19 protein-coding genes are annotated in these 21,502 nt (G+C 67.0%); 8 read left to right on the forward strand and 11 right to left on the reverse strand.

Features of this window, described 5'->3' with window-relative positions; all coding sequences use genetic code 11:
* Position 1: 1 nt before the first annotated feature.
* Genes ilvG through ilvD form a run of 3 tightly spaced genes read right to left on the reverse strand, consistent with a single transcriptional unit; the run spans position 2 to position 4,505 of the window.
* Positions 2–1,714, reverse strand: coding sequence for an acetolactate synthase 2 catalytic subunit (gene ilvG / locus ACW170_RS00965; RefSeq protein WP_492087841.1), 1,713 nt, complete (start codon positions 1,712–1,714; stop codon positions 2–4).
* Positions 1,715–1,733: 19 nt separating this feature from the next.
* Positions 1,734–2,747: a ketol-acid reductoisomerase gene (ilvC, locus tag ACW170_RS00970; RefSeq protein WP_492087842.1), complete on the reverse strand. Its 1,014-nt coding sequence runs from the start codon at positions 2,745–2,747 to the stop codon at positions 1,734–1,736.
* Positions 2,748–2,753: 6 nt separating this feature from the next.
* On the reverse strand, positions 2,754–4,505 hold the full coding sequence (gene ilvD, locus ACW170_RS00975; protein ID WP_492087843.1) for a dihydroxy-acid dehydratase: 1,752 nt from the start codon (positions 4,503–4,505) through the stop codon (positions 2,754–2,756).
* A gap of 495 nt (positions 4,506–5,000) precedes the next feature.
* Here ilvD and gap point away from each other — a divergent pair, with 495 nt between their 5' ends.
* From gap to fba, 5 genes are all read left to right on the forward strand, one after another.
* Positions 5,001–6,008, forward strand: coding sequence for a type I glyceraldehyde-3-phosphate dehydrogenase (gene gap / locus ACW170_RS00980; RefSeq protein ID WP_492087844.1), 1,008 nt, complete (start codon positions 5,001–5,003; stop codon positions 6,006–6,008).
* A 177-nt stretch (positions 6,009–6,185) separates the two neighbouring features.
* On the forward strand, positions 6,186–7,382 hold the full coding sequence (locus ACW170_RS00985; protein WP_492087845.1) for a phosphoglycerate kinase: 1,197 nt from the start codon (positions 6,186–6,188) through the stop codon (positions 7,380–7,382).
* A complete protein-coding gene (locus tag ACW170_RS00990) occupies positions 7,379–7,615 on the forward strand; it encodes a hypothetical protein (protein ID WP_492087846.1) in 237 nt (78 codons plus the stop codon). Before ACW170_RS00985 ends, ACW170_RS00990 begins: the two co-directional genes overlap by 4 nt.
* A gap of 2 nt (positions 7,616–7,617) precedes the next feature.
* A complete protein-coding gene (locus tag ACW170_RS00995) occupies positions 7,618–7,776 on the forward strand; it encodes a hypothetical protein (protein ID WP_492087847.1) in 159 nt (52 codons plus the stop codon).
* Positions 7,777–7,940: 164 nt separating this feature from the next.
* A complete protein-coding gene (gene fba / locus ACW170_RS01000) occupies positions 7,941–9,026 on the forward strand; it encodes a class II fructose-bisphosphate aldolase (RefSeq protein WP_267514358.1) in 1,086 nt (361 codons plus the stop codon).
* A 4-nt stretch (positions 9,027–9,030) separates the two neighbouring features.
* Here fba and ACW170_RS01005 read toward each other — a convergent pair whose 3' ends face one another.
* Positions 9,031–9,669 carry a DUF2799 domain-containing protein gene (locus tag ACW170_RS01005; protein WP_492087848.1) on the reverse strand — a complete coding sequence of 213 codons (639 nt, stop codon included), beginning with the start codon at positions 9,667–9,669 and terminating at the stop codon, positions 9,031–9,033.
* Positions 9,670–9,804: 135 nt separating this feature from the next.
* On the opposite strand from ACW170_RS01005, the gene ACW170_RS01010 reads away from it, so the two are divergent.
* The 3 genes from ACW170_RS01010 (at position 9,805) to rpoH (ending at position 12,211) form a co-directional block, all read left to right on the forward strand.
* On the forward strand, positions 9,805–10,770 hold the full coding sequence (locus ACW170_RS01010; protein ID WP_492089213.1) for an RluA family pseudouridine synthase: 966 nt from the start codon (positions 9,805–9,807) through the stop codon (positions 10,768–10,770).
* An 8-nt stretch (positions 10,771–10,778) separates the two neighbouring features.
* Entirely contained in the window at positions 10,779–11,084 is a 306-nt protein-coding gene (locus ACW170_RS01015; protein ID WP_492087849.1) for a GNAT family N-acetyltransferase, read from the forward strand.
* A gap of 239 nt (positions 11,085–11,323) precedes the next feature.
* Complete coding sequence (rpoH, locus tag ACW170_RS01020) at positions 11,324–12,211, forward strand: RNA polymerase sigma factor RpoH (RefSeq protein ID WP_267514364.1); 888 nt, start codon at positions 11,324–11,326, stop codon at positions 12,209–12,211.
* A gap of 45 nt (positions 12,212–12,256) precedes the next feature.
* On the opposite strand, the gene ACW170_RS01025 is transcribed toward rpoH, so the two are convergent.
* From ACW170_RS01025 to ACW170_RS01055, 7 genes are all read right to left on the reverse strand, one after another.
* Positions 12,257–13,063 (reverse strand): response regulator, encoded by an 807-nt coding sequence (locus tag ACW170_RS01025; protein ID WP_492087850.1) that lies wholly within the window; start codon positions 13,061–13,063, stop codon positions 12,257–12,259.
* A 76-nt stretch (positions 13,064–13,139) separates the two neighbouring features.
* Positions 13,140–14,435, reverse strand: a complete 1,296-nt coding sequence (locus ACW170_RS01030) for an adenylosuccinate synthase (RefSeq protein WP_492087851.1) — start codon at positions 14,433–14,435, stop codon at positions 13,140–13,142.
* Positions 14,436–14,508: 73 nt separating this feature from the next.
* A complete protein-coding gene (locus tag ACW170_RS01035; RefSeq protein WP_492087852.1) occupies positions 14,509–15,666 on the reverse strand; it encodes a phosphoserine transaminase in 1,158 nt (385 codons plus the stop codon).
* A 45-nt stretch (positions 15,667–15,711) separates the two neighbouring features.
* Entirely contained in the window at positions 15,712–16,632 is a 921-nt protein-coding gene (locus ACW170_RS01040; protein WP_492087853.1) for a DnaJ C-terminal domain-containing protein, read from the reverse strand.
* A gap of 89 nt (positions 16,633–16,721) precedes the next feature.
* Positions 16,722–20,411: a baseplate multidomain protein megatron gene (locus ACW170_RS01045; RefSeq protein WP_492087854.1), complete on the reverse strand. Its 3,690-nt coding sequence runs from the start codon at positions 20,409–20,411 to the stop codon at positions 16,722–16,724.
* Positions 20,412–20,861, reverse strand: coding sequence for an NlpC/P60 family protein (locus tag ACW170_RS01050; protein WP_492087855.1), 450 nt, complete (start codon positions 20,859–20,861; stop codon positions 20,412–20,414).
* On the reverse strand, positions 20,858–21,502 hold the full coding sequence (locus ACW170_RS01055; protein ID WP_492087856.1) for a phage/gene transfer agent baseplate hub protein: 645 nt from the start codon (positions 21,500–21,502) through the stop codon (positions 20,858–20,860). Before ACW170_RS01055 ends, ACW170_RS01050 begins: the two co-directional genes overlap by 4 nt.

Here is a 21,502-nt window from a genome sequence, read left to right on the forward strand (position 1 = left end):
CTCAGGAGCCCTCCATCATTTCGGCGTTGCTCTTGCCCGGCGGAACCAGCGGCCAGACATTGTCTCGGGAATCGATGACCACATGGGCCAGGCAGGGACCTTCGGCGGCCAGCAGGCGCTGGATGCCGTCGGACACCTGATCGCGGCGATCGATACGGAAGGCTTCGATGCCAAAGGCCTCGGCCACCTTCACGAAGTCCGGATTGTCGGACAGGTCGATCTCGGAATAGTTCTCGGCGAAGAACAGCTCCTGCCACTGGCGCACCAGCCCCAGCGAGGAGTTGTCGATCAGCACGATCTTCAGTGGGATGCCGTAACGCTTCAGCGTCGCCAGCTCCTGGATGTTCATCATGAAGCCGCCGTCGCCGGCGATGGTGACGACGGTCGCCGACGGATCGGCCAGCTTGGCGCCGATGCCCGCGGGCAGGCCGAAGCCCATGGCGCCCAGGCCGCCCGAGGTGATGTGGGCCTCAGGCTTGGAGAAGCGGCAGTGCATGGCCGCCCACATCTGATGCTGGCCCACGTCGCAGGCGGCGACGAAGGCGTCGCCCGCCGCTTCGGACACTTCTTTCAGCAGGGCCGGGGCATAGACCCCCTCGCCGGGCGCGTCATAGCGGTAGGCGCTGGTCCGGGCGGCGTCGACGCACTCGTCGACCCAGGGCTGGATGTCCAGGGCCGGGCCGCCGGCTATGCGCGCCGTCAGGGCTTCGATCCCGTCCTTCAGCTCGCCGACGACGGCGACATTGGCCGCCCGCAGCTTGCCGACTTCAGAGGCGTCGATGTCGAAATGGACGATCCGGGCGTTGGGCGCGAACTCGGCCAGCTTGCCCGTCGCGCGGTCGTCGAACCGGGCGCCGACGACGATCAACAGATCGCTGTCCTGGACCGCATGATTGGCGGCGCGAGCGCCGTGCATGCCCAACATGCCCAGCATGCCGGGCGCATCGGTCGGGATGGTGCCCAGGGCGTTCAGGGTCGAGACCTGGGGGATGCCGGTGGCCGCGACGAAGGCGCGCAGGGCCTCGGTCGCACGGCCGATCTTCACCCCGCCGCCGATATAGACCAGCGGCTTCTTCGCGGCCCGGATCGCGGCCTCGGCGGCGGCGATGGCGTCGTGATCGATGCGCGGCGTCTCGTTGGGGATGTGGAAGCCGTAGTCATCGCTAGTCGTGGCGAACTGCACGTCCTTGGGCAGATCGACCAGGACCGGACCGGGGCGGCCCGAGGCGGCGATATGGAAGGCCTCCTCGATGGCGGCCGGAACATCTGCGGCGGACCGGACCAGGATCGAGTGTTTCACGATCGGCAGGGTGACGCCCAGGATGTCGATCTCCTGGAAGGCGTCGGTCCCCATCAGGCCCTGGGCCACATTGCCGGTGATGCAGACCATTGGCACCGAATCCATCATCGCATTGGCGATGCCGGTGATCAGATTGGTGGCGCCCGGGCCGGAGGTGGCCATGCACACCCCGACCTTGCCGCTCTTGCGCGCATAGGCGTCGGCGGCGAAGGCCGCGCCCTGCTCGTGGCGGACCAGGATGTGCTTCAGCTTGGACCCGGCCAGGGCGTCATAGACCGGCATGATGGCGCCGCCCGGATAACCGAACACCACCTCCACGCCCAGCCGCTCCAGGGTGGAGACCAGCAGGCGCGCGCCCGATTGCGGGGCGGCCTCGGCTGAGGATTTGAAGGCGGCGGCGGTCATCAGGGTCATCCGGTCTTTACGCTTGGGCTCAGGCCGCTTCGGACTTGGGCGTGTTCAGCCAGGCCATCCGCTCGCGCAGACGGGCGCCGACCTGTTCGATCTGGCTTTCGCGGTCCGCCTTCAGCCAAGCTTCGTACTGCGGCTTGCCGGCCTCGTTCTCGGCGATCCAGTTGCGCGCGAAGGTGCCGTCCTGGATCTCTTCCAGGATGGTCTTCATGCGGGCCTTGGTCTCTTCGTTGACGACGCGCGGGCCGCTGGCGACTGCGCCGTACTTGGCCGTCTCAGAGATGAAGTGGTGCATCTTCGAGATGCCGCCTTCGTAGAACAGGTCCACGATCAGCTTCAGCTCGTGCAGGCATTCGAAATAGGCGATCTCGGGCTGGTAGCCGGCCTCGACCAGGGTGTTGAACCCCTGCATCACCAGTTCCTTGGCGCCGCCGCACAGGACGGCCTGTTCGCCGAACAGGTCGGTCTCGGTCTCTTCGCGGAAGGTGGTTTCCAGCAGGCCGCCGGTCGCGCCGCCATTGCCCTTGGCGTAACCCATGGCCCGGTCGCGGGCCTTGCCGGTCACGTCCTTCTCGATGGCGAACAGCGAGGGCACGCCGCGGCCGCGCTGGAACTCGCGACGGACCAGATCGCCCGGGCCCTTGGGCGCGACCAGGATCACGTCCATGTCGGCGCGCGGGGTGATGCGCTCGTAGATGATCGAGAAGCCGTGGGCGAACAGCAGGGCCGAACCTTCCTTGGCGTTCGGCTCGATGATGTCGCGATAGACCTCGCCCTGGACCATGTCGGGGGTCAGGATGGCGATGATGTCGGCGCCCTTGACGGCCTCGGCCGGTTCGGCGGTCGGGACACCGTCGGCGGTGGCGTGTTTCCAGCCCGTCCCGCCATGACGGACGCCGGCGACCACGTCATGACCGCTGTCCTTCAGGTTCTGCGCATGGGCCCGGCCTTGCGAGCCATAGCCGATGATGGCGATGCGCTGACCGGCGATGGCGCCCGGCTTGATGTCTTCGTTGGTGTAGATGGTGATGGCCATGAGAATTCAGGCGTCCTGAGCAGCAGTGGATTTGTGAGACGCCTGGCCAAAATCGGGGATCTGGGCCGGCGGCGGGTTGGGAATGGTGACCGCGCCCTGGGCCGCCGAGGCGACCGAGGCGCGGTACTTGGCGAAGACACCTCGCGCCGGGCGGACTACGTGGGGCGTAAAGCCCGCCCGGCGCGTCGCCAGATCGACATTGACGTCGATGCGGCGGTTGGTGACGTCGATGGTGATGCGGTCACCATCGCGAATGAGAGCGATCGGGCCGCCGACGGCGGCTTCCGGCGAGACGTGGCCGGCGACGAAGCCGTAGCTGGCGCCCGAGAAGCGACCGTCGGTCAGCAGGGCGACATTGTCGATCTTGCGGCCCTTCAGGGCGGCGGTGACCTGCAGCATCTCGCGCATGCCCGGGCCGCCCTTGGGCCCTTCGTAGCGGATGATGATGACGTCGCCTTCGCCGACAGAACCGTCCTGGACAGCGTGGAAGGCGTCTTCCTCGCTGTCGAAGACGCAGGCCGGGCCTTCGAACTTATCGACCTTGTGTCCGGTCAGCTTGATGACCGCGCCCTCGGGGGCGACGTCGCCATAGATGACGGCGAAGCTGCCGCGGTCCATGACCGGAGCGTCGAAGGTGGTCACGACCACCTGGCCGGGAGTTTCCTCGGCCTCGGCCGCCTCGGCGAACAGGCTGCGGCCGCTGACGGTGGGGGTGTTCACGATCTTGCCGGCTTCGGCCATCCGCTGGGTGACCAGGCGGGTGCCGCCGACGGCGAACAGGTGCGAGGCCAGGAAGCGGCCGCCCGGCTTCAGGTCGCAGATGACCGGCGCCTCGACGCAGGCCTGGTGACAGTCCTCGACGCCGAAATCGACGCCGGCCTCGGCCGCGATGGCCGTCAGGTGCATGACCGCGTTGGTCGATCCGCCCGAGGCCGAAACCGCAACGGCGGCGTTCTTCAGGCTGGCGCGGGTGATGTATTTGCGGGCGGTGTCGCCGGCGAAGACCCGTTCGACGATCAGTCGGCCGCAGCGTTCGCCCTCGGCGGCCTTGCCGGGATCGACCGCCGGGACGTCATTGGCGCCCATGGGCGAGATGCCCATGACCGACAGGGCCATGGCCATGGTGTTGGCCGTGAACTGGCCGCCGCAGGCCCCGGCGCCGGGGCAGACGGCCTGTTCGACCGCCTTCAGGCCGGCGTCGTCCAGCGTCCCGGCCGAATGGGCGCCGATGGCCTCGAACACCTCCTGGACCGAGACCTCCCTCGCCCCGATCACGCCGGGCATGATGGTGCCGCCGTAATAGACCAGGCCCGGGATATCCATCCGCGCGAGGGCCATGGCCGCCGCCGGGATCGTCTTGTCGCAGCCGACGATGCAGACCACGCCGTCCAGCTGGTGGCCCTCGATGGCCAGTTCGATGGAGTCGGCGACGACCTCGCGGCTGATCAGCGAGGCCTTCATGCCCGCCGTGCCCATCGAGATGCCGTCGGTGACGACGATGGTGTTGAAATCGACCGGATAGCCGCCCGCCGCGATGATGCCGGCGCGCACGTCCTTGGCCAGGCGGTCCAGGTGCATGTTGCACGGGGTGACCGTCGACCAGGTGTTGACGATGCCGATCATCGGCTTGTCGAAGTCAGCGTCCTGCATGCCGGCGGCGCGCAGATACGAGCGGGCGGCGGCCCGGTTCGGGCCGGCCGTCACCGCCGCGCTGCGCGCGTTGGGCGTTCTGGGCTGAGAGGTAAAATCTTGCGTCATCGGTCCGGTTCTTTTTGAACCGCCAAGCACGAAAAACCCCGCTTCCTTATCGGGAGCGGGGTGGTGCGAGGCGATCCTGAGTGTGTTTAGGTCAGGTCGCGTGCATCCACGCCGCTTGCGTAAGCAGGCCGAGGAGTACGAGGAGAATGAGGAATACAGGGGCCTCTAGGCCGTTCGGCGCGCGAACGGCCGCTGCCGCCTGAGCGGCGCGTCCCTTCATCATGTCGCGCGTCATCGTGGCCACGGGGGCTCCTTGTTCTGACGCCAAGAAACCATACCGGCCGGGGTCGCACAACCCCTGTCGCAAAAATTTTGCTCAATGCATGCCAAACCGCCTCCGCAGAGGTGTTTCTTGCCTGATGCCCTCCAAACTCACCCGAACCGCAACGCTTGCTCACGCCAAGTTAGGCTTAAGGCGCGGCGGCGGGGTTGAAACCGGGCCGCGACAGTTCCATTGAGACGCCCAACAACATAATCGTTCAGAGGAGCCTCCCCATGACCGTTCGCGTCGCCATCAATGGTTTCGGCCGCATCGGCCGTCTCGTCCTTCGCTCGATCATCGAGCACGGCCGCACGGACATCGAAGTGGTGGCGATCAACGATCTGGGCCCGGTGGAGACCAACGCCCACCTATTCCGCTACGACTCGGTTCACGGCCGCTTCCCCGGCACGGTGACCTCGGGCGAAGACTGGATCGACGTCGGCACGGGCAAGATCAAGGTGACGGCCGAGCGCGACCCCGCCAACCTGCCGCACGCCGAACTGAAGGTGGACATCGCCTTCGAATGCACCGGCATCTTCACCGCCAAGGACAAGGCCAGCGCCCACCTGAAGGCCGGCGCCAAGCGCGTCCTCGTCTCGGCTCCCGCCGAGGGCGCCGACAAGACCATCGTCTATAAGGTCAACCACGAGACCCTGACCGCCGACGACATCATCGTTTCGAACGGCTCGTGCACCACCAACGCCCTGGCCCCCGTCGCCAAGGTGCTGAACGACCTGTTCGGCATCGAGCGCGGCTATATGACCACCATCCACTCCTACACCGGCGACCAGCCGACGCTGGATACGATGCACAAGGATCTGTACCGCGCCCGCGCCGCCGCCCTGTCGATGATCCCGACCTCGACCGGCGCCGCCAAGGCCCTGGGCCTGGTCCTGCCGGAACTGAAGGGCAAGCTGGACGGATCGTCGATCCGCGTCCCGACCCCGAACGTCTCGGTCGTCGATCTGAAGGTCGTCTCCGGCCGCGACACCTCGGTGGACGAGATCAACGCCGCGCTTCAGGCCGCCGCCGACGGCCCGATGAAGGGCGTCCTGTTCACGACGACGGACCCGCTGGTCTCCAGCGACCTGAACCACATCGCCGCTTCGTCCACCGCCGCCCTGCCCCAGACCCAAGTCGTCGACGGCAAGCTGGCCCGCGTGCTCAGCTGGTACGACAACGAATGGGGCTTCGCGACCCGCATGGCCGACACGGCCCTGGTGATGGCGAAGTTCCTGTAAACCCCGCCTCCCTCTCCCGGCGGGAGAGGGCTTGAGCGCACGGCGGCGCAAGCCGCCGTTCTGGCGCGAAAGGGTGAGGGGCACGGTGTGCGAATTGGCCCACCGGCTGTCCCTCATCCGTCTCGCTCCGCGAGCCACCTTCTCCCCATGGGAGAAGGAACATGAGAGATTTAAGCCATGACCTTCCGCACCCTCGACGACGCCAAGGACCTCGCCGGCAAGACGGCCCTGGTCCGTGTGGACTTCAATGTCCCGATGGAGGGCGGCAAGGTCACGGACGACACCCGGCTGCGGGTCGCCCTGCCGACGATCCAGCGTCTGCGCGACGCCGGCGCCAAGGTCGCACTGCTGGCCCACTTCGACCGGCCCAAGGGCCAGCGCGTCCCGTCGATGAGCCTGAAGCCGGTGGTCCTGCCGCTGGAGGAACTGCTCGGCGCCCCGGTCCGCTTCGCCGACGACTGCATCGGCCCGGACGCCGTGGACGCCATCCGCGACCTGGACGCCGGCGGCGTGGTCCTGCTGGAGAACGTGCGCTTCCATGCGGCGGAAGAGGCCAATGATCCGGTCTTCGCCCAGAAACTGGCCGATCTGGGCGACCTCTATGTCAACGACGCCTTCTCGGCCGCCCACCGCGCCCACGCCTCGACCGAAGGGATCGCGCACCACCTGCCCGCCTACGCCGGCGAGTCCATGCGCCGCGAGCTGGACGCTTTGGACGCCGCCCTGGGCAATCCGCAAAAGCCGGTCATCGGCATCGTCGGCGGCGCCAAGGTTTCGACCAAGCTGGACCTGCTGAAGAACCTGGTCGGCAAGCTGGACCGGCTGGCCATCGGCGGCGGCATGGCCAACACCTTCCTGTTCGCCCAGGGCATCGACATCGGCGGTTCGCTGGCCGAACGCGACATGGCCGACACGGCCCGCGAGATCATGGCCGAGGCCGAGGCGCGGGGTTGTGCGCTGCTGCTGCCCGTCGATTTCGTGGTGGCGACAGAGGTCAAGCCGGGCGCCGCGTCACGCCCCGTCGTCGCCGGGGCCGCCCTGTCGGCCGACGACAAGATCCTGGACGCCGGTCCGGCCACGGTCGCGCGCCTGCTTGAGGCCCTGACGGCGTCGAAGACCCTGATCTGGAATGGCCCCCTGGGCGTGTTCGAGGTTCCGCCCTTCGACGCCGCCACCGTGGCCGTCGCCCGCCATGCGGCGGCTCTGGCCAAGGCCAGAGTGCTGGTCGCCGTCGGCGGCGGCGGCGACACGGTGTCGGCCCTGAACCACGCGGGCGTGTCAGACGACATGACCTTCGTCTCCACCGCCGGCGGCGCCTTCCTGGAATGGATGGAGGGCAAGCCCCTGCCGGGCGTCGAGGCCTTGCAGGCGTGACCCGCCCGTTCGATCCGCGTCGTTTCGGCAAGACGGCGCGGAACGAACAGCGCAAACTGGTCGCCACCACCCTGAACACATCGGGCATCGCTGTCCTCGGGATCGGCGTCCTGACTCCGGTCTTTTCGGCCGCCGGATTTCAAGGTTCCCCAGTGAAATTCGCAGTGACTTGTGCTATATTCGCGGCGTTGCACATGTTCGCTCAACGTGTGCTCACGGACTTGGAGGAATAATCTTGACGATTGATCCGACTTGGTTGCCCCAACTTGCAGGCATCGGCGTGGGTGTTTTCCTGTTCGTCTACTGGCGCATTCTAGAACACGGATGGGCCAAGGATATCGAACGCGAGCGTCGCGAACAGGCCGACTGGGACGCCGCCCACCCTGCCGAATAGCAGGACTTGGGCGCTTGCTCTTACCCTGCGATGCAAGCGGATCACGCCTCTGATCAGATCGAATAGGCCCAGAGGAACTCGCTGTTACACAGCGTGACTTTGCTGCGCCGCAACGCTAGTCTCCCGCCCAATCATAAAAGACTTTCGGCTCAGGAGATTTCATCATGGCGCGCATCACGCTGCGACAGCTGCTCGACCACGCGGCAGAGAACGACTACGCCCTGCCCGCCTACAACATCAACAATATGGAGCAGGGTCTGGCGATCATGGAGGCGGCCCACGAGGTCAACGCCCCGGTCATCATCCAGGCCTCGCGCGGCGCCCGCAACTACGCCAACGACATCGTCCTGGCCAAGCTGATCGACGCCCTGGCTGAACTTTATCCCGATATCCCGGTCTGCATGCACCAGGACCACGGCAACGGCCCGGCCACCTGCGCCACCGCCATCCAGTACGGCTTCACCTCGGTGATGATGGACGGCTCGCTGGAAGAGGACGCCAAGACCCCCGCCTCCTACGAGTACAATGTCGAGGTCACGCGCCGCGTCACCGAAATGGCCCACGCCTGCGGCGTCTCTGTCGAGGGCGAGCTGGGCGTTCTGGGCTCGCTGGAAACCGGCATGGGCGAGGCGGAGGACGGCCACGGCTTCGAAGGCAAGCTGGATCATTCGCAACTGCTGACCGACCCGGATCAGGCCGTCGACTTCGTCGCCGCCACCAAGGTCGACGCCCTGGCCATCGCCATGGGCACCAGCCACGGCGCCTACAAGTTCAGCAAGAAGCCGGACGGCGACATCCTGGCCATGAATGTGATCGAGGACATCCACCGCCGCCTGCCCAACACCCACCTGGTGATGCACGGCAGCTCGTCGGTGCCGCAGGACCTGCAGGACATTATCAACCAGTACGGCGGCGAAATGCCCCAGACCTGGGGCGTGCCGGTCGAGGAAATCCAGCGCGGCATCCGCCACGGCGTGCGCAAGGTCAATATCGACACCGACAACCGCATGGCCATCACCGGCGCCATCCGTAAGGCGCTGATGGAAAACCCGCGCGAGTTCGATCCGCGCGCCTATCTGAAGCCCGCCAAGGCGGCGATGAAGAAGCTCTGCTTGGAGCGGTATCAGCAGTTTGGCTGCGAGGGTCAGGCGTCGCGGATCCGCCCCCTGTCCACCGCCCAGATGGCCCACCGTTACGCCTCGGGCGACCTTGACCCGTCCTTCCGCGGCGCCGCCGTCAAAGCCGCCTGATCGATCAGAACACCGGGTAGCGGCCGCTCAGTTCGCCGCGCACCTGGCGCAGGTCCCATTCGGCGCGATCCAGGGCGTCGCGCGCTTCTCGAGCGTTGCGGCGCGCGTCGCGGACTTCCCCGCGCACCTCGTCGATTCGATCACGAATCCGCTGCTTCTGTTCGTCCGTCAGGCCGTCCTGGCGCAGTTCGCGCTGCTTGGCGTCCAGCTTGTCCTCGCGATCCTCGATACGGGACTCGGCGCTGCTCAGCGCGCTTTCAGCGTTGTCGACCGCCGCCTCGACCTCATGCAGCCTGCGCCCGTCGTTATAGGCGGGCAGGAACTCCACCTCCTCTTCGGGTCGGCAGACGCCGTAGTAGCTATTGCCCGTCCGCCCCTCGACCCAGCCCCGCTGGAAGGTGCAGTAGCTTCTCAGCCCGTCCTCGCGCGCCGATCCATAGGCGGCCGGATTGGGCGGCGCCTGATATTTCTCACAGGCCTTGGCGTGGTCGTCCAGCCGGCTCATCGGATAGCCTGCCGCCCCGTCGGCATAGCCCTTTTCCCCCCAGGCGCCGGCCAGACATTCGTCCTTGCTCATGGTCGTGCAACTGCCCAGCATCGCCGCTGCAGCGATCCCGCCGCCCGTGATCAGAAAACGCTTCATCGGATTCCCCTCCGCCCCAAGCTTCACTATCGAACGACGACAGGTCATCGCGCAAGCCGCGCGTCATGCTAGGGAGCGCAAGTGCCCGACCCTGATCTGATCGACGAAGACGACCTGCCCCCGCCCCCAGCCGCCATGGAGGTGCTGGAAGCCCGCATCAACGCGCCCGGGGGTCGCCTGGACAAGGTGTTAGCGGACGCCTTCCCGACGCTGTCCCGCGCCCGGCTCCAGGCTCTGCTGGCGGAAGGCGCTGTCCGTCGCGACGGCGCGGTCCTGACCGGCGGCTCCGCCAAGGCCCAGCCCGGCCTCTATATCGTCGCCCTGCCGCCCGTCGCCCCGGCGACGCCTCAGCCCGAAGCCATCCCCCTGACGGTCCTGTACGAGGACGCCGACCTGATCGTTATCGACAAACCCGCCGGCATGGCCGCCCACCCGGCGCCGGGCTGCGAGACAGGCACCCTGGTCAACGCCCTGCTCGCCCACTGCGGCGACAGTCTGTCGGGCATAGGCGGGGTCGCGCGCCCCGGCATCGTCCACCGCCTGGACAAGGACACCTCCGGCGTCATGGTCGCCGCCAAGACCGACCGCGCCCACCAAGGCCTGTCCGCCCTATTCGCGACCCACGATATCGAACGCACCTATATCGCCCTGACGCGCGGCGCGCCGTCACCGTCCAGAGGCCGGATCGAAACCCGCATCGGACGCTCGACCGGTGACCGCAAGAAGATGGCTGTGCTGAAGGCCGGCGGCCGCGAGGCGATCACCGACTATGTCGTCCAGACGACCTTCGGCGAACCCGCCAAATCAGGCGGCGCGCCAATGGCCGCCCGCGTCGCCTGCACGCTCCACACCGGCCGGACCCACCAGATCCGCGTCCACCTGTCTTCCAAGGGCTCCCCCATCCTCGGCGACGCTACCTATGGCTCTGGCAGCTCCGCTGTGGCGGTGCGGGCCGCCATCGCGGAAGCCGGCCTGAGCCGTCAGGCCCTGCACGCGGCGGTCCTGGGTTTCGTCCATCCCGTCACCGGCGAAACCCTGCGCTTCGAGACCGCCCCGCCCCCTGATATCATGCGGCTTGAAGCCCTGCTCTCCGACTTCTGAGGCCTGCCATGATTGACCCCGATATTCGCGACAACGATGAACTCAAGCGTTACGAACTGCCCGTGGATGGCGAGGTGGCGGTCGTCACCTACAACCTGTCCCCGCCGAACCTGATGATCACCGAAACCTTGGTGCCGGAACGTCTCGAAGGCCAGGGCATCGCCAGCCGATTGGCGAAGCATGTGCTGGCCGACGCAAAGGCCCGCAATCTGCTGATCCTCCCGGTCTGCCCCTTCTTCTCCTCCTATTTGAAGAAGCACCCCGAGTACGCGGATACGGTGCACCCGACATACCGGGGTATTCTGGGGCTTTAGGCGCAGCACCCGCACACGGTGCCTCGCGCAGTCAATCTTGAATAGCAACTGACTAAGTTCTATATGGAGGTCCTGTCGGCGTAAGTGGCGCCGGGGCCACGGTCACGCTTTCGTGTGACCCGCCGCCTCTAAAAATGGCGGCAACCCATCGCTACTTTACCGGTTGAGGGGTGAGACGTCGGCGCACACGCCGTGGCCGACGACGAAGAACCCGCTCGTTTGACGGTCGGAGGGACCATATGGCTGCCAATAGTACGCTCGCGGTGATGTCGCCTGAACAAGGCCTGTCGCGTTACCTGACGGAAATCCGCAAGTTTCCGATGCTGACCAAGGACGAGGAGTTCATGCTCGCCAAGCGTTGGTCGGAGCACCAGGACCCCGAGGCCGCCCACCGTCTCGTGACCTCGCACCTTCGTCTCGTGGCCAAGATCGCCATGGGGTATCGCGGCTACGGCCTGCCGATCGGCGAAGTGATCTCCGAAGGCAATGTCGGTCTGATGCAGGCCGTCAAGAAGTTCGACCCGGACAAGGGCTTCCGCCTGGCGACCTACGCCATGTGGTGGATCCGCGCCTCGATCCAGGAGTATATCCTGCGCAGCTGGTCGCTCGTGAAGATGGGCACCACCGCAGCGCAGAAGAAGCTGTTCTTCAACCTTCGCAAGGCCAAGAGCCAGATCTCGGCCTTCGAGGAGGGCGATCTGCACCCCGAACACCTCGCCGCCATCGCCACCAAACTGGGCGTCAGCGAGGAAGAAGTCACCAACATGAACCGTCGCCTCGGCGGCGACGCCTCGCTGAACGCGCCGCTGCGCGCCGACGGTGAAAGCGAATGGCAGGACTGGCTGGCCGACGATACGGCCGTTTCCCAGGAAACCCAGCTCGCTGAAGACGAGGAAAAGGGCATTCGCATGAGCCTCCTTCAAGAGGCCATGGAAGAGCTGACAGATCGCGAGAAACACATTCTGACCGAGCGCCGCCTGAAGGATGACCCGGTCACTCTGGAAGAGCTCGCCGGCGAGTACGGCGTGTCGCGCGAGCGCGTTCGTCAGATTGAGGTCCGCGCCTTCGAGAAGCTGCAGAAGGCCATGCGCGCCGCCGCTGAAGAGCGCAACCTCGTCGACGCCTGATCCGAAGCCGACGTCACCTGTGGCGACGCCTCAGGTGACGTCGGCTCAGGACGCCCGGGCCATCTCGACTACAGGAGCCGATCTTGCAGTCGCCAACAGTTCGTCGATCGGCATCAACAGCCCCGCCTTGGTCACGGCGCCGGATCCCATAAAGGCTTCCAGTCCGCCGGCTGCAATAGCCAGTTTGGCGTCACCGCCCTTGACCGCCAGGCCCTTTAAAGTTTGAGCCTGCTGGTGAATCGCCCGAATAGCCTGAGCCGGATCCTGATCAAACTGGGCTATGGCCGCCGCCAAGATTCGGATGGCCTGATCCTTGACGTCAATCTTGCCGCCGCTGGCGCCGTCCGCCCGGCGCTTGCGCGCTCCGGAATATTCGCCAGAGTTGAAGCGACGCCGATCAGGACCGACATAGCCGACGGCCTCCACCCAGGGCCGTGACTTCAGGGCGACGTTCTCCACCCGTTTGAACAGGTCGCCAATCGTATAGGGCTTGCGCAGGAACTCGTGCACGCCGGCGTCGCGCGCGCCCTTGATGGCGGCGGCCGTGGCCTCATTGGTGATCATAATGATCGGCGCCGTGCGGCACGCCATGTTCGACCGACGAATCCGCCGCGCCAAGGTCTCCCCGTTCAGCGCCTCGCCGGCGCGTTCGGTAAAGATGATTCCCGGCTCTACATCGCGCAGCAGCTCGAGCGCGCCTTCTTCGTTCACCGCGACATAAACCTCGCGCGCGCCTAGGCCCTTCATGATGTCGGACAGAAGTCGCGAGGCGGCGACGTTCGGCTCGACGATCACGACCCGGCGCACTGCGGGCTCGATGCGGCTCAGGGTTCTGGTGTCGGCGGTGAACAAGGGCTTCTGCTCCGGTTTCAGTCGGAACCCTAGCTTCTGCTGGTTAAGGCCCGTTGAATCGAAGCGCCTTTTCGTCTCACCCCTGGAAGGGATCTCGCATCAGGATCGTGTCATCCCGCTCGGGACTGGTCGACAGCAGAGCCACCGGCGCGCCGATCAGTTCCTCGATCCGCCGCACATATTTTATGGCGTTGGCATTGATGTCCTTGAAGCTGCGGACCCCGGCGGTGCTTTCGCTCCAGCCTTCCAGTTCCTCGAATACGGGTTCGGCCGCCGCCTGGGCCCTCAGGCTGGACGGCAGATAATCGAGTACCTCGCCATCAACCTTGTAGCCGACGCAAATCTTCAGCGTCTTCAACCCGTCCAGCACGTCCAGCTTGGTCAGGGCGATGCCGTCGATGCCGTTGATCGCCACCGACTGACGCACCAGCACAGCGTCGAACCAGCCGCAGCGCCGCGCCCGGCCCGTATTCACCCCGACCTCGCGGCCGACAGTCGCGAGATGCTGTCCGACCTCGTCATCCAGCTCGCAGGCGAACGGGCCTTCACCGACGCGGGTCGTATAGGCCTTCACGATGCCCAGCACATAGCCGACGCCGCGCGGCCCGATGCCCGACCCCGCCGCCGCCTGGCCCGCCACGGTGTTGGAGCTGGTTACATAGGGATAGGTGCCGTGGTCCACATCCAGGAAGGCGCCCTGCGCCCCCTCGAACAACACCCGTTTGCCGTCCTTTTGCGCCTGGTCCAGCACCCGCCAGGCCGGCTTCACATAGGGCAGGATCTTCGGCGCGATCTCCAGCAGCGACGCCAGCAACGCCTCCGGGTCGATCGGCTCCAGCCCCAGGCCCGCACGCAGCGGATCGTGGTGCGAGCGCAGACGCTCGATCTTGACCTTCAGGTCGTCTTCATTGGCCAGGTCGCAGACCCGGATCGCCCGCCGGCCGACCTTGTCCTCATAGGCAGGACCGATGCCGCGACCGGTCGTGCCGATCTTGGCGCCCGGTGCGCTAGCCGCCGCCTCACGCGCCACGTCCAGCGCCGGGTGGATCGGCAGGATCAGGCAGGCGTTATCGGCGATGGTCAGGATGTCGGGGCTGATGGCCACGCCCTGGGCCTCGATCTTGGAGATCTCGCCCACCAGGTGCCAGGGGTCCACAACCACGCCATTGCCGATGATCGACGGCTTGCCCTGAACCACGCCCGAGGGCAGCAGGGCCAGCTTATAGACCTTGCCATCCACGACCAGCGTATGGCCCGCATTGTGACCGCCCTGGAACCGCACGACCATGTCGGCGCGGTTGGACAGCCAATCCACGATCTTGCCCTTGCCCTCGTCGCCCCACTGGGCGCCGACTACAGCCACGTTCGCCAAAGCCGTCTCTCCGCTTGAATGCGGGCGCAGCCTATAGCGAGGGAATCATCCGATGTCGTCCCGTCTCGCGCATTTATGCGACTTCAGCCGCCGCCGTCTCAAACGCCCACTCCAGCCACGGCGTCGCCGCCACCACATCGGCGACCTCGACCGTGCAGCCGCACCACAGCCTCAGCCCTGGCGGCGCATTCCGGTGCGGCTCCATATCGAACACCGCCGCCTCGCCTTCCAGCAGGGCCTTGAAGCGCATCACGAAGGCCTTCTGCGCCTCTGCGTCCAGGGCCGCGATGCGCGGGTCTGTGAACTTCAGACAAACCGAGGTGGTCGAGCGGATCTCTGGCCGTTCGGGCAGAAAGTCGAGCCAGTCGGTCCGCACCACCCATTCGGCCAAGGCGGCGTAGTTTGCGTCCGTCCGCCGGATCAGTTCGGTCAGCCCGCCGATCCCTTGCGCCCACTCCAGCGCATCAATCCAGTCCTCGAGGGTCAAGATCGAAAAGGTGTTGATCGCCACCCCATCGCCCAGCGCCCGGTCAAACCCCTTGCCGTCCGTCAACCGCAGCAGTTTGGGAATGGCCCGATCCGGCCGATAAGTATCCAGCCGCTGCACCGCCCGCGGTGACAGCGCCACCACGCCGATGCCGGCCTCTCCCCCCAGCGCCTTCTGGAAACTGAACGTCACCACATCCAGCTTGTCCCAAGGCAGATCCATGGCGAAGGCGGCCGAGGTGGCGTCGCAGATCGCCAGGCCCTCGCGATCATCGGCGATCCAGTCGGCGTCCGGCACACGAACGCCCGAGGTCGTGCCATTCCATGGAAACACCACGTCCTTGGACCAGTCGACCAAGCTCAGGTCCGGCAGTTCGCCCCAAGGCGCCGTCAGGGCCTCTGGCTCCAGGCCCAGATGATCCCGCACGTCAGCCAACCAGGTCAGGCCGAAATTCTCGAAAGCCACCACCTGCACTTGGCGAGCTCCCAGCATCCCCCACAAGGCTGCCTCGACCGCGCCGGTGTCGGACCCCGGCGTATAGAGCAGGACATGGCTCTCCGGCACTTCCAGCACCGCCCGCGTTAGCCGCAAACCCTGCGCGAACCGCTCCACCACCTCCGGCGCGCGAATGCCTCGCCCCAGCAAATCCTGCGGCAGACCGGCCAAGCTGTACCCAGGCCGCTTGGCCGTCGGCCCGGCCGAAAACCACGGCCGCGCCGGCTTCACATCAGGCTTTGCGATCATGGCTTTTCCCTTGTGCTACCGCGCTTGGCGCTGCTGGAGCGCCGCTCAACGTCCCGGCGTATAGGGCCGCTTGGCGCGCCAGTCTTCGGCGAATTTGACCAGGGCCGCATCCGGCTCATCCGGCAGAGTAACCACCAGTCGCGCCAACAGATCGCCCCGACGTCCCTGGGCGAAGGCGCCCCGCCCCTTCAGGCGCAGCAGCTTGCCGGAGTTGGAGCCGGCCGGAATCGTCATCTGCACCACGCCCTCGGGCGTTGGAACCCGAACCTTGGCGCCCAGCACCGCATCTGGCACCGATACCGGTAGATCCATAGTCAGGTCCGCGCCGTCACGCTTGTAGATGGGGTGCGGCTCGATCTTCAGCTCGATCAGGGCGTCGCCGTTCTCGGCGCCACGTCCGGGCGATCCTTGCCCCCGCAAGCGAATAGTCTGGCCATCCGCCGCCCCCTTGGGAATGGTCACATCCAGCGTGCGTCCATCAGAAAACTGAATTCGCTTGGTCGCCCCGGCGATCGCGTCTTCCAGACTGATGTCCAGCGTCGCCTTCACATCCTGACCGCGCGCGGTGAAGTCCCGCGCGCCGCGCTGACGCCCGCCGCCGCCGAACATGCCGAACAGGTCGTCCAGATCGACGCCCTCGAAGTTGGCGCGCCCGCCAGGGCCGCCGCCGCCCGAAAAGCCGCCTTGCCCGAACGGACCGCCCCCCGCACGGCCGCCGCCGCCGAAGCCCCGGTACTGTTCGTTGCCGTCGTTATCCAGCTGGCCGGCGTCGTACTTGGCCCGTTTCTCGGCATCGCCCAGGATGTCGAAGGCGGCCGTCACCCGTTTGAACTTGTCCTCGGTGATCTTGTCCCCGGGATTCTTGTCGGGGTGCAGCTCCTTGGCCAGCTTGCGGAACGCCTTCTTGATCTCGTCCGCGCTCGCGCCCTTCGAAACGCCTAGTTCCTTATAGGGATCGCCTGCCACGTGCGTTGCCGCTCCAACTGAAAACACCGAGAGGCCGTCAGTTAAGCCATGCCCCCGCCCCCGCAAAGGGCCGAACCCGGCATATTTGCTCAGACCAGCCCGATTTCCGCCTCTACGCCCCAGCCGAACCCCTCGCCCCATTGCGCTACACCGATACGCGCCGTAGGCGTCACCCCGCCCGGAAAGTCTGCGGCCAAATCGGATTCGGAATAAAGAACGGTCGTCCCCTCGACCTCCATCAACCGCACCACCGCCTCGGCATTGAGCACCCGGACCTGGAACAGGATGGGATCAACTGCGGTCGGCTCGCCGTCCCAGCCGTCGCCGTACAGCCGCACGCGCGGTGTCCAGCGCACCGCCAATCCTTCGTCCCCAGCCTCGACCGTCAGTCCTGCCGGAGACCAAGGCCGCGCATAAAGCCCGTGTAAGGTGAAGCCGAGCTCGCTGAACCCCGCCCCTCCCGGCGCAGCCCCCGCAGGTCCGACGCGACAGACCAGCGGCAATCCCCGCTCATTCCGCCCGATCTCCGCCCGCGCCAGCCTGTCGTCCAGAAACACCACGACCGCACCGGACCGCAGCCCCGACCGCATCTCGACCTCGGTTCCCTGCTGCCCGCGCAGCAGACCCGTCAGCCGCCAGATCTCCGGCCCAACCAGCACGGCCGATCGATATTGCACCACCTCCCACCCCGAAGGCGTTTCGACCGCCAGCCTATTGGCCCCGCCCAGCACCGCCGTCTCATTCGTGCTCCCCGGCGCCGCCCCCTCGACACGGACGATGATCGCGTTGACCTCGTCCCAGCGGTGACGCACCCCAGGCTGCAGCCGATCGACCAGCACCCCGACCGTCGCCGGCGCGGCCATGTCTGCCCGTTCGGTCAGAGCATTGGCGGAGGCTCCGGCGTGCAGCCGCATCGTCCGCCACGGCTCCGCCGCCGCCGCCACGACTGGCCGCCCATCGTCCTCGCGGCCGATCAGCGGCGGCAGGTCCATGACCCGCACGAAGGGCGCCCCGACCAAAGCAGGCGCCTCGCTTCCGCCTCCACCGACCTGGTCCTCGAAGGATCGCCTGTCCCCAATCGGTTCCAGCACGGCGGACGGAGCGTCATCGGCCGTGACACGCGTTACCCGCCAATCGCCTTGGCGCCCCTCAGGGCGCAGGACATCCCCCGGCTCCACCCGCAAGGCCTCTAGCGGCCCCAGCGCCACGGTGACCGTCTCCACGCCTGTCTCTTCCAAGGCCCGCACCGCCGCCGCCCTCGCCAAACCGTCGCCGCACGCCAGCGGCAGGTCCAGATCGACACCGCCGCCGGTCCTGGCAGCACCGTCGTCGGCCCGCACCGTCACGGCTCCAGTCTGATAGTCCGCCACTTCGTCGATAAAACGCACCCGCGCCTCACCGGGTCTTGGCTCCAGTGCTCGGTCAGCTGTTTCCGCCGCCCCTTGGCCCGGCAAAGCCAGCGCCTCCCGGCGCAGATCGGCGCAAACGGCGGTCCGGCCCAACACCGCCACCCGTCCGTCGCGTTCGGCCGCTACGGCGTCAAAGGCTGCCAGCAAGGGCTCCAGCGCATCGCGCGTCCGCATCGGTCGGTCGATGACATAGCCGGCCGCGCGCCCCTCGATTCCCTCGACAATCTTCTCGTCCGCCGCCAGTCCCCCGCGCCACAACACAGCTTCGATCAGGTCGCGCCCATCGCCCGCCAGCCGTCCGTTCAGCCAATGCCCGGCCCTCCAGGCCCCTGCATCCGCCCAGACATCCGCCCGCCCCGGAAAGGCCGGGTAGGGCCTCGCGTCCCAGCACCAGGCATCCGCGCCTTCCAGCATTCGCCCGCCATAGACCGCAGACACCGGATTGTTCTCGGCCCGGCCATAGTGGTTCAGCACCGCCTCCAGCGCCGCCCGCTGCACCGCGTCGTCACGCGCTCCGGTCGATCCCGGCGGCAGACTGCTCTCGTTGCTCTTGGGATCCTGGAAAAGGTTCGGCGCATTGCCGCCTCGGTCCACCGCCGCACAGCCGAATTCCGACAACCGCACTGGCTTCATCCCAGGAACCCAGGCCGTCGGCGTCGCGCTTCGCACACCGCCCGGCCGATCATGATGGAAGTTGGACCACCAGGATTTCAGATCCTTGAGCCGGAACACCCAGTCTTCGCCTTGCGCCCTATCGGCGATGGGCGTCCGCAACTGCGCCGCCCGATCCGCCTCATTCACGTAATACCAGTCGAACCCGTCCCCGCCCGCGACGCCCGCCGCCAGATAGGCCGGATCAGCCGCGCCATCGAACACGGCTGCATCCATGCCGCCGTCGCCCTCGCGCCAGTCGGTCAGCGGCGGATACCAGTCGATGGACACATGGTCGATGTTCGGATCGGCCCATAGCGGGTCCAGATGGAACACCACCTCTCCGCCGTTCTGACGCCCGAAATATTCGCTCCAGTCGGCCGCGTACGACAGCTTCACCATTGGCCCGACCACCACCCGGCATTCAGCCGCCAACCGCTGAAACTGTTCGACCGCCGGAAAGCCTCCAGCCGCATCCCGCGTCCTGGTCACGCCCCGCATCTCCGACCCGATCAGCAAGCCGTCGGCGCCTTCCTCGGCGGCGATCCGGGCATAGTGCAGCGCCATACGCCGCAGCCCCCAATCCTCGGCCCGGCCAAACAGGGCCGCGATCTCCGCCGTCGCGCCCGCACCGTCCACGCCCGCCACCCGTCCCCGCCACGGATAGCCGGGGCAATCCATGAAGACAAAGGGGTACAACGTCACCTCCAGCCCCCGCGCCTTCAGCTCCCGGATCGCCTGCCGAACGCTCTCGTCCGACGGCGTCCCTCCATAGGCCGGCGCCCCATCCACCCGACTGACCTCATAGGCCTGGTGGCGCTCCAACCCAGCCACTGACCAGATCATCGGCTCCGTGGGCTTGTTCCGCCGCTCCACCCCCGGCCGCACGCGGCAGGCGCCCGCCCGCAGATCATCCCCAAACCACCCCACCACCAAACTGACCCGTTTCAGATTCGGCAGTTGCGCCTGCAGCTGATCCAGCGACACGACCAAGTCCGTCCGCCCCTCGCCATTATGGCCATTCTCCGCCGTCGTCCGCGTCAGCCCCTCGCGCCGCACCACCGCCTCGGTCGCCAAGGCGAACTCCCCCGCGCCAGGGATCACGCACACGCCTTCCAGCAGATCCTCCAGCCGCGACTCCGCGCCGCGCGGCCGACGAAAAACCTCGAAACTCAGCTGCGGAATCCGATCCCCGAACGGCCCCAATGGCAGGTCCTCGAACACCACATAGGCCGTGCCTCGGTAGGCCGAAGCATCCCCCTCGACCGCCTCGATCAGCGGGTCGGGCGTCTGTGCCTCGCCCCCGCGATACACCCGCATCGCCACGCCGCTCAGGTCCATCAGCCGCCCGTCGGCCCAGACCCTTCCGATGCCGTCGATCTCCCCCTCGCACAGGGCCACGGCGAAGCTGAGCGAATAGACATAATCGACCGTCTTCGGTCCGCCCTTGCCCACTTGTCCCTTGTTCTTGCTTTCCAAAAACCGGGCCGCCCAGATCACCTGCCCCGTCACCCGCGCCCGTCCGAAGACACAGGCCATCGGCGCACCCTCCGCCGTCCCCTGCACCTTCAGAGCCTCCAGCCTAGGCCCGACCTGCCGCGCCGGCGACAGCGATCCGATCACCCGATTGTCGATCGCCCGCCCGATCGTCGCCCCGATCGCCCGACCGACCGGCCCGCCTACCGACTGCCCCACCGCGCTCAGTACCAATTGCGCCATTCAACCCTCCTGCAAACCACGCTGCGGGAATCGGAAGACCGCCACCAGACGCCGACGCCACCAGACGCCCATCCAGCTTTCCACCACCGCCCGGCCCCAGTAGGCGTGGATCATCCTCGGCTCCGGCCCATCGCGATCGCTCAGGATCGCGCAGTGTTTCGCCGCCGCGCCCGGCGACATCCGGAACACCAGCACGTCGCCCGCCCGCATATCCTCGACCGGCACTGGCCGTAGCCACCGCTCCGCCGCCTCCAGAAGGGTCTCGCGCCCGCCGGTCTCGGCCCAGTCCGCCGAATAGGCCGGCGGCGTCTCCGGCTCCTCCCCAACCACCTCGCGCCACACCCCGCGCACCAACCCCAGACAGTCCGCCCCCACGTCCTTCACACTGGCCTGATGCCGGTAGGGCGTGCCCAGCCAGGACCGGGCGGCGGCCGCCGCCTCCCCCCTCAACGCCGGCTCCCGCCGTCGTTCCGCGCGCTTCCTGCCGGATAGGCCGTCAGGAAATCATCGCCCGGCACGTCTGCGAAGCCTCGGAAGTTCACGCCATTGCCAAACGTCCCGACGCAGGTCTCCCACCGCTTGTCACACCGCCGCCCGGCCGCCACGATCCCGCAGCGTTCATCCCCCAGCCGCGCGTCGCACATCCGCCCATAGGTCCGCCCGACCACCCGCTCCAACTTGGCCAGCGGCCCTTCCAGATCAGCGACAAAGGCTCCGTCTTGCCGACGAATTCGCGCCAGCGTCCCAGCCCACAGCCGCACACTCAGCTCAGGTTCGGACCAGTCCACGCGCCACAGCTCGACTAACGCCCCGTCGAACAGCCCTGCCGCCACGTCCGCCTCTGTGATCGCCGAGTCGTCCAGCGCCCCCGCTGCAGAAGCCGCGCTCGCCGCCAGACCGACCGCGGTCTCGGCCGCCCCTGTCGTCCAACCGCTCCCGGCCCGACAGACCACCCCGTCGACCACCAGGTCACGATCATGGTCGGTGAACCCCGTCACCGTCCCATCGGCCCGCTCCAGCCGCCAGACATGACAAAGCCGCGCCGCCCCGCTCTCGATGCGGACGGCCATTTCCTCCGGTACGTCTCGCAT

It is taken from the genome of Brevundimonas sp. FV2ps16 (assembly GCF_058681075.1).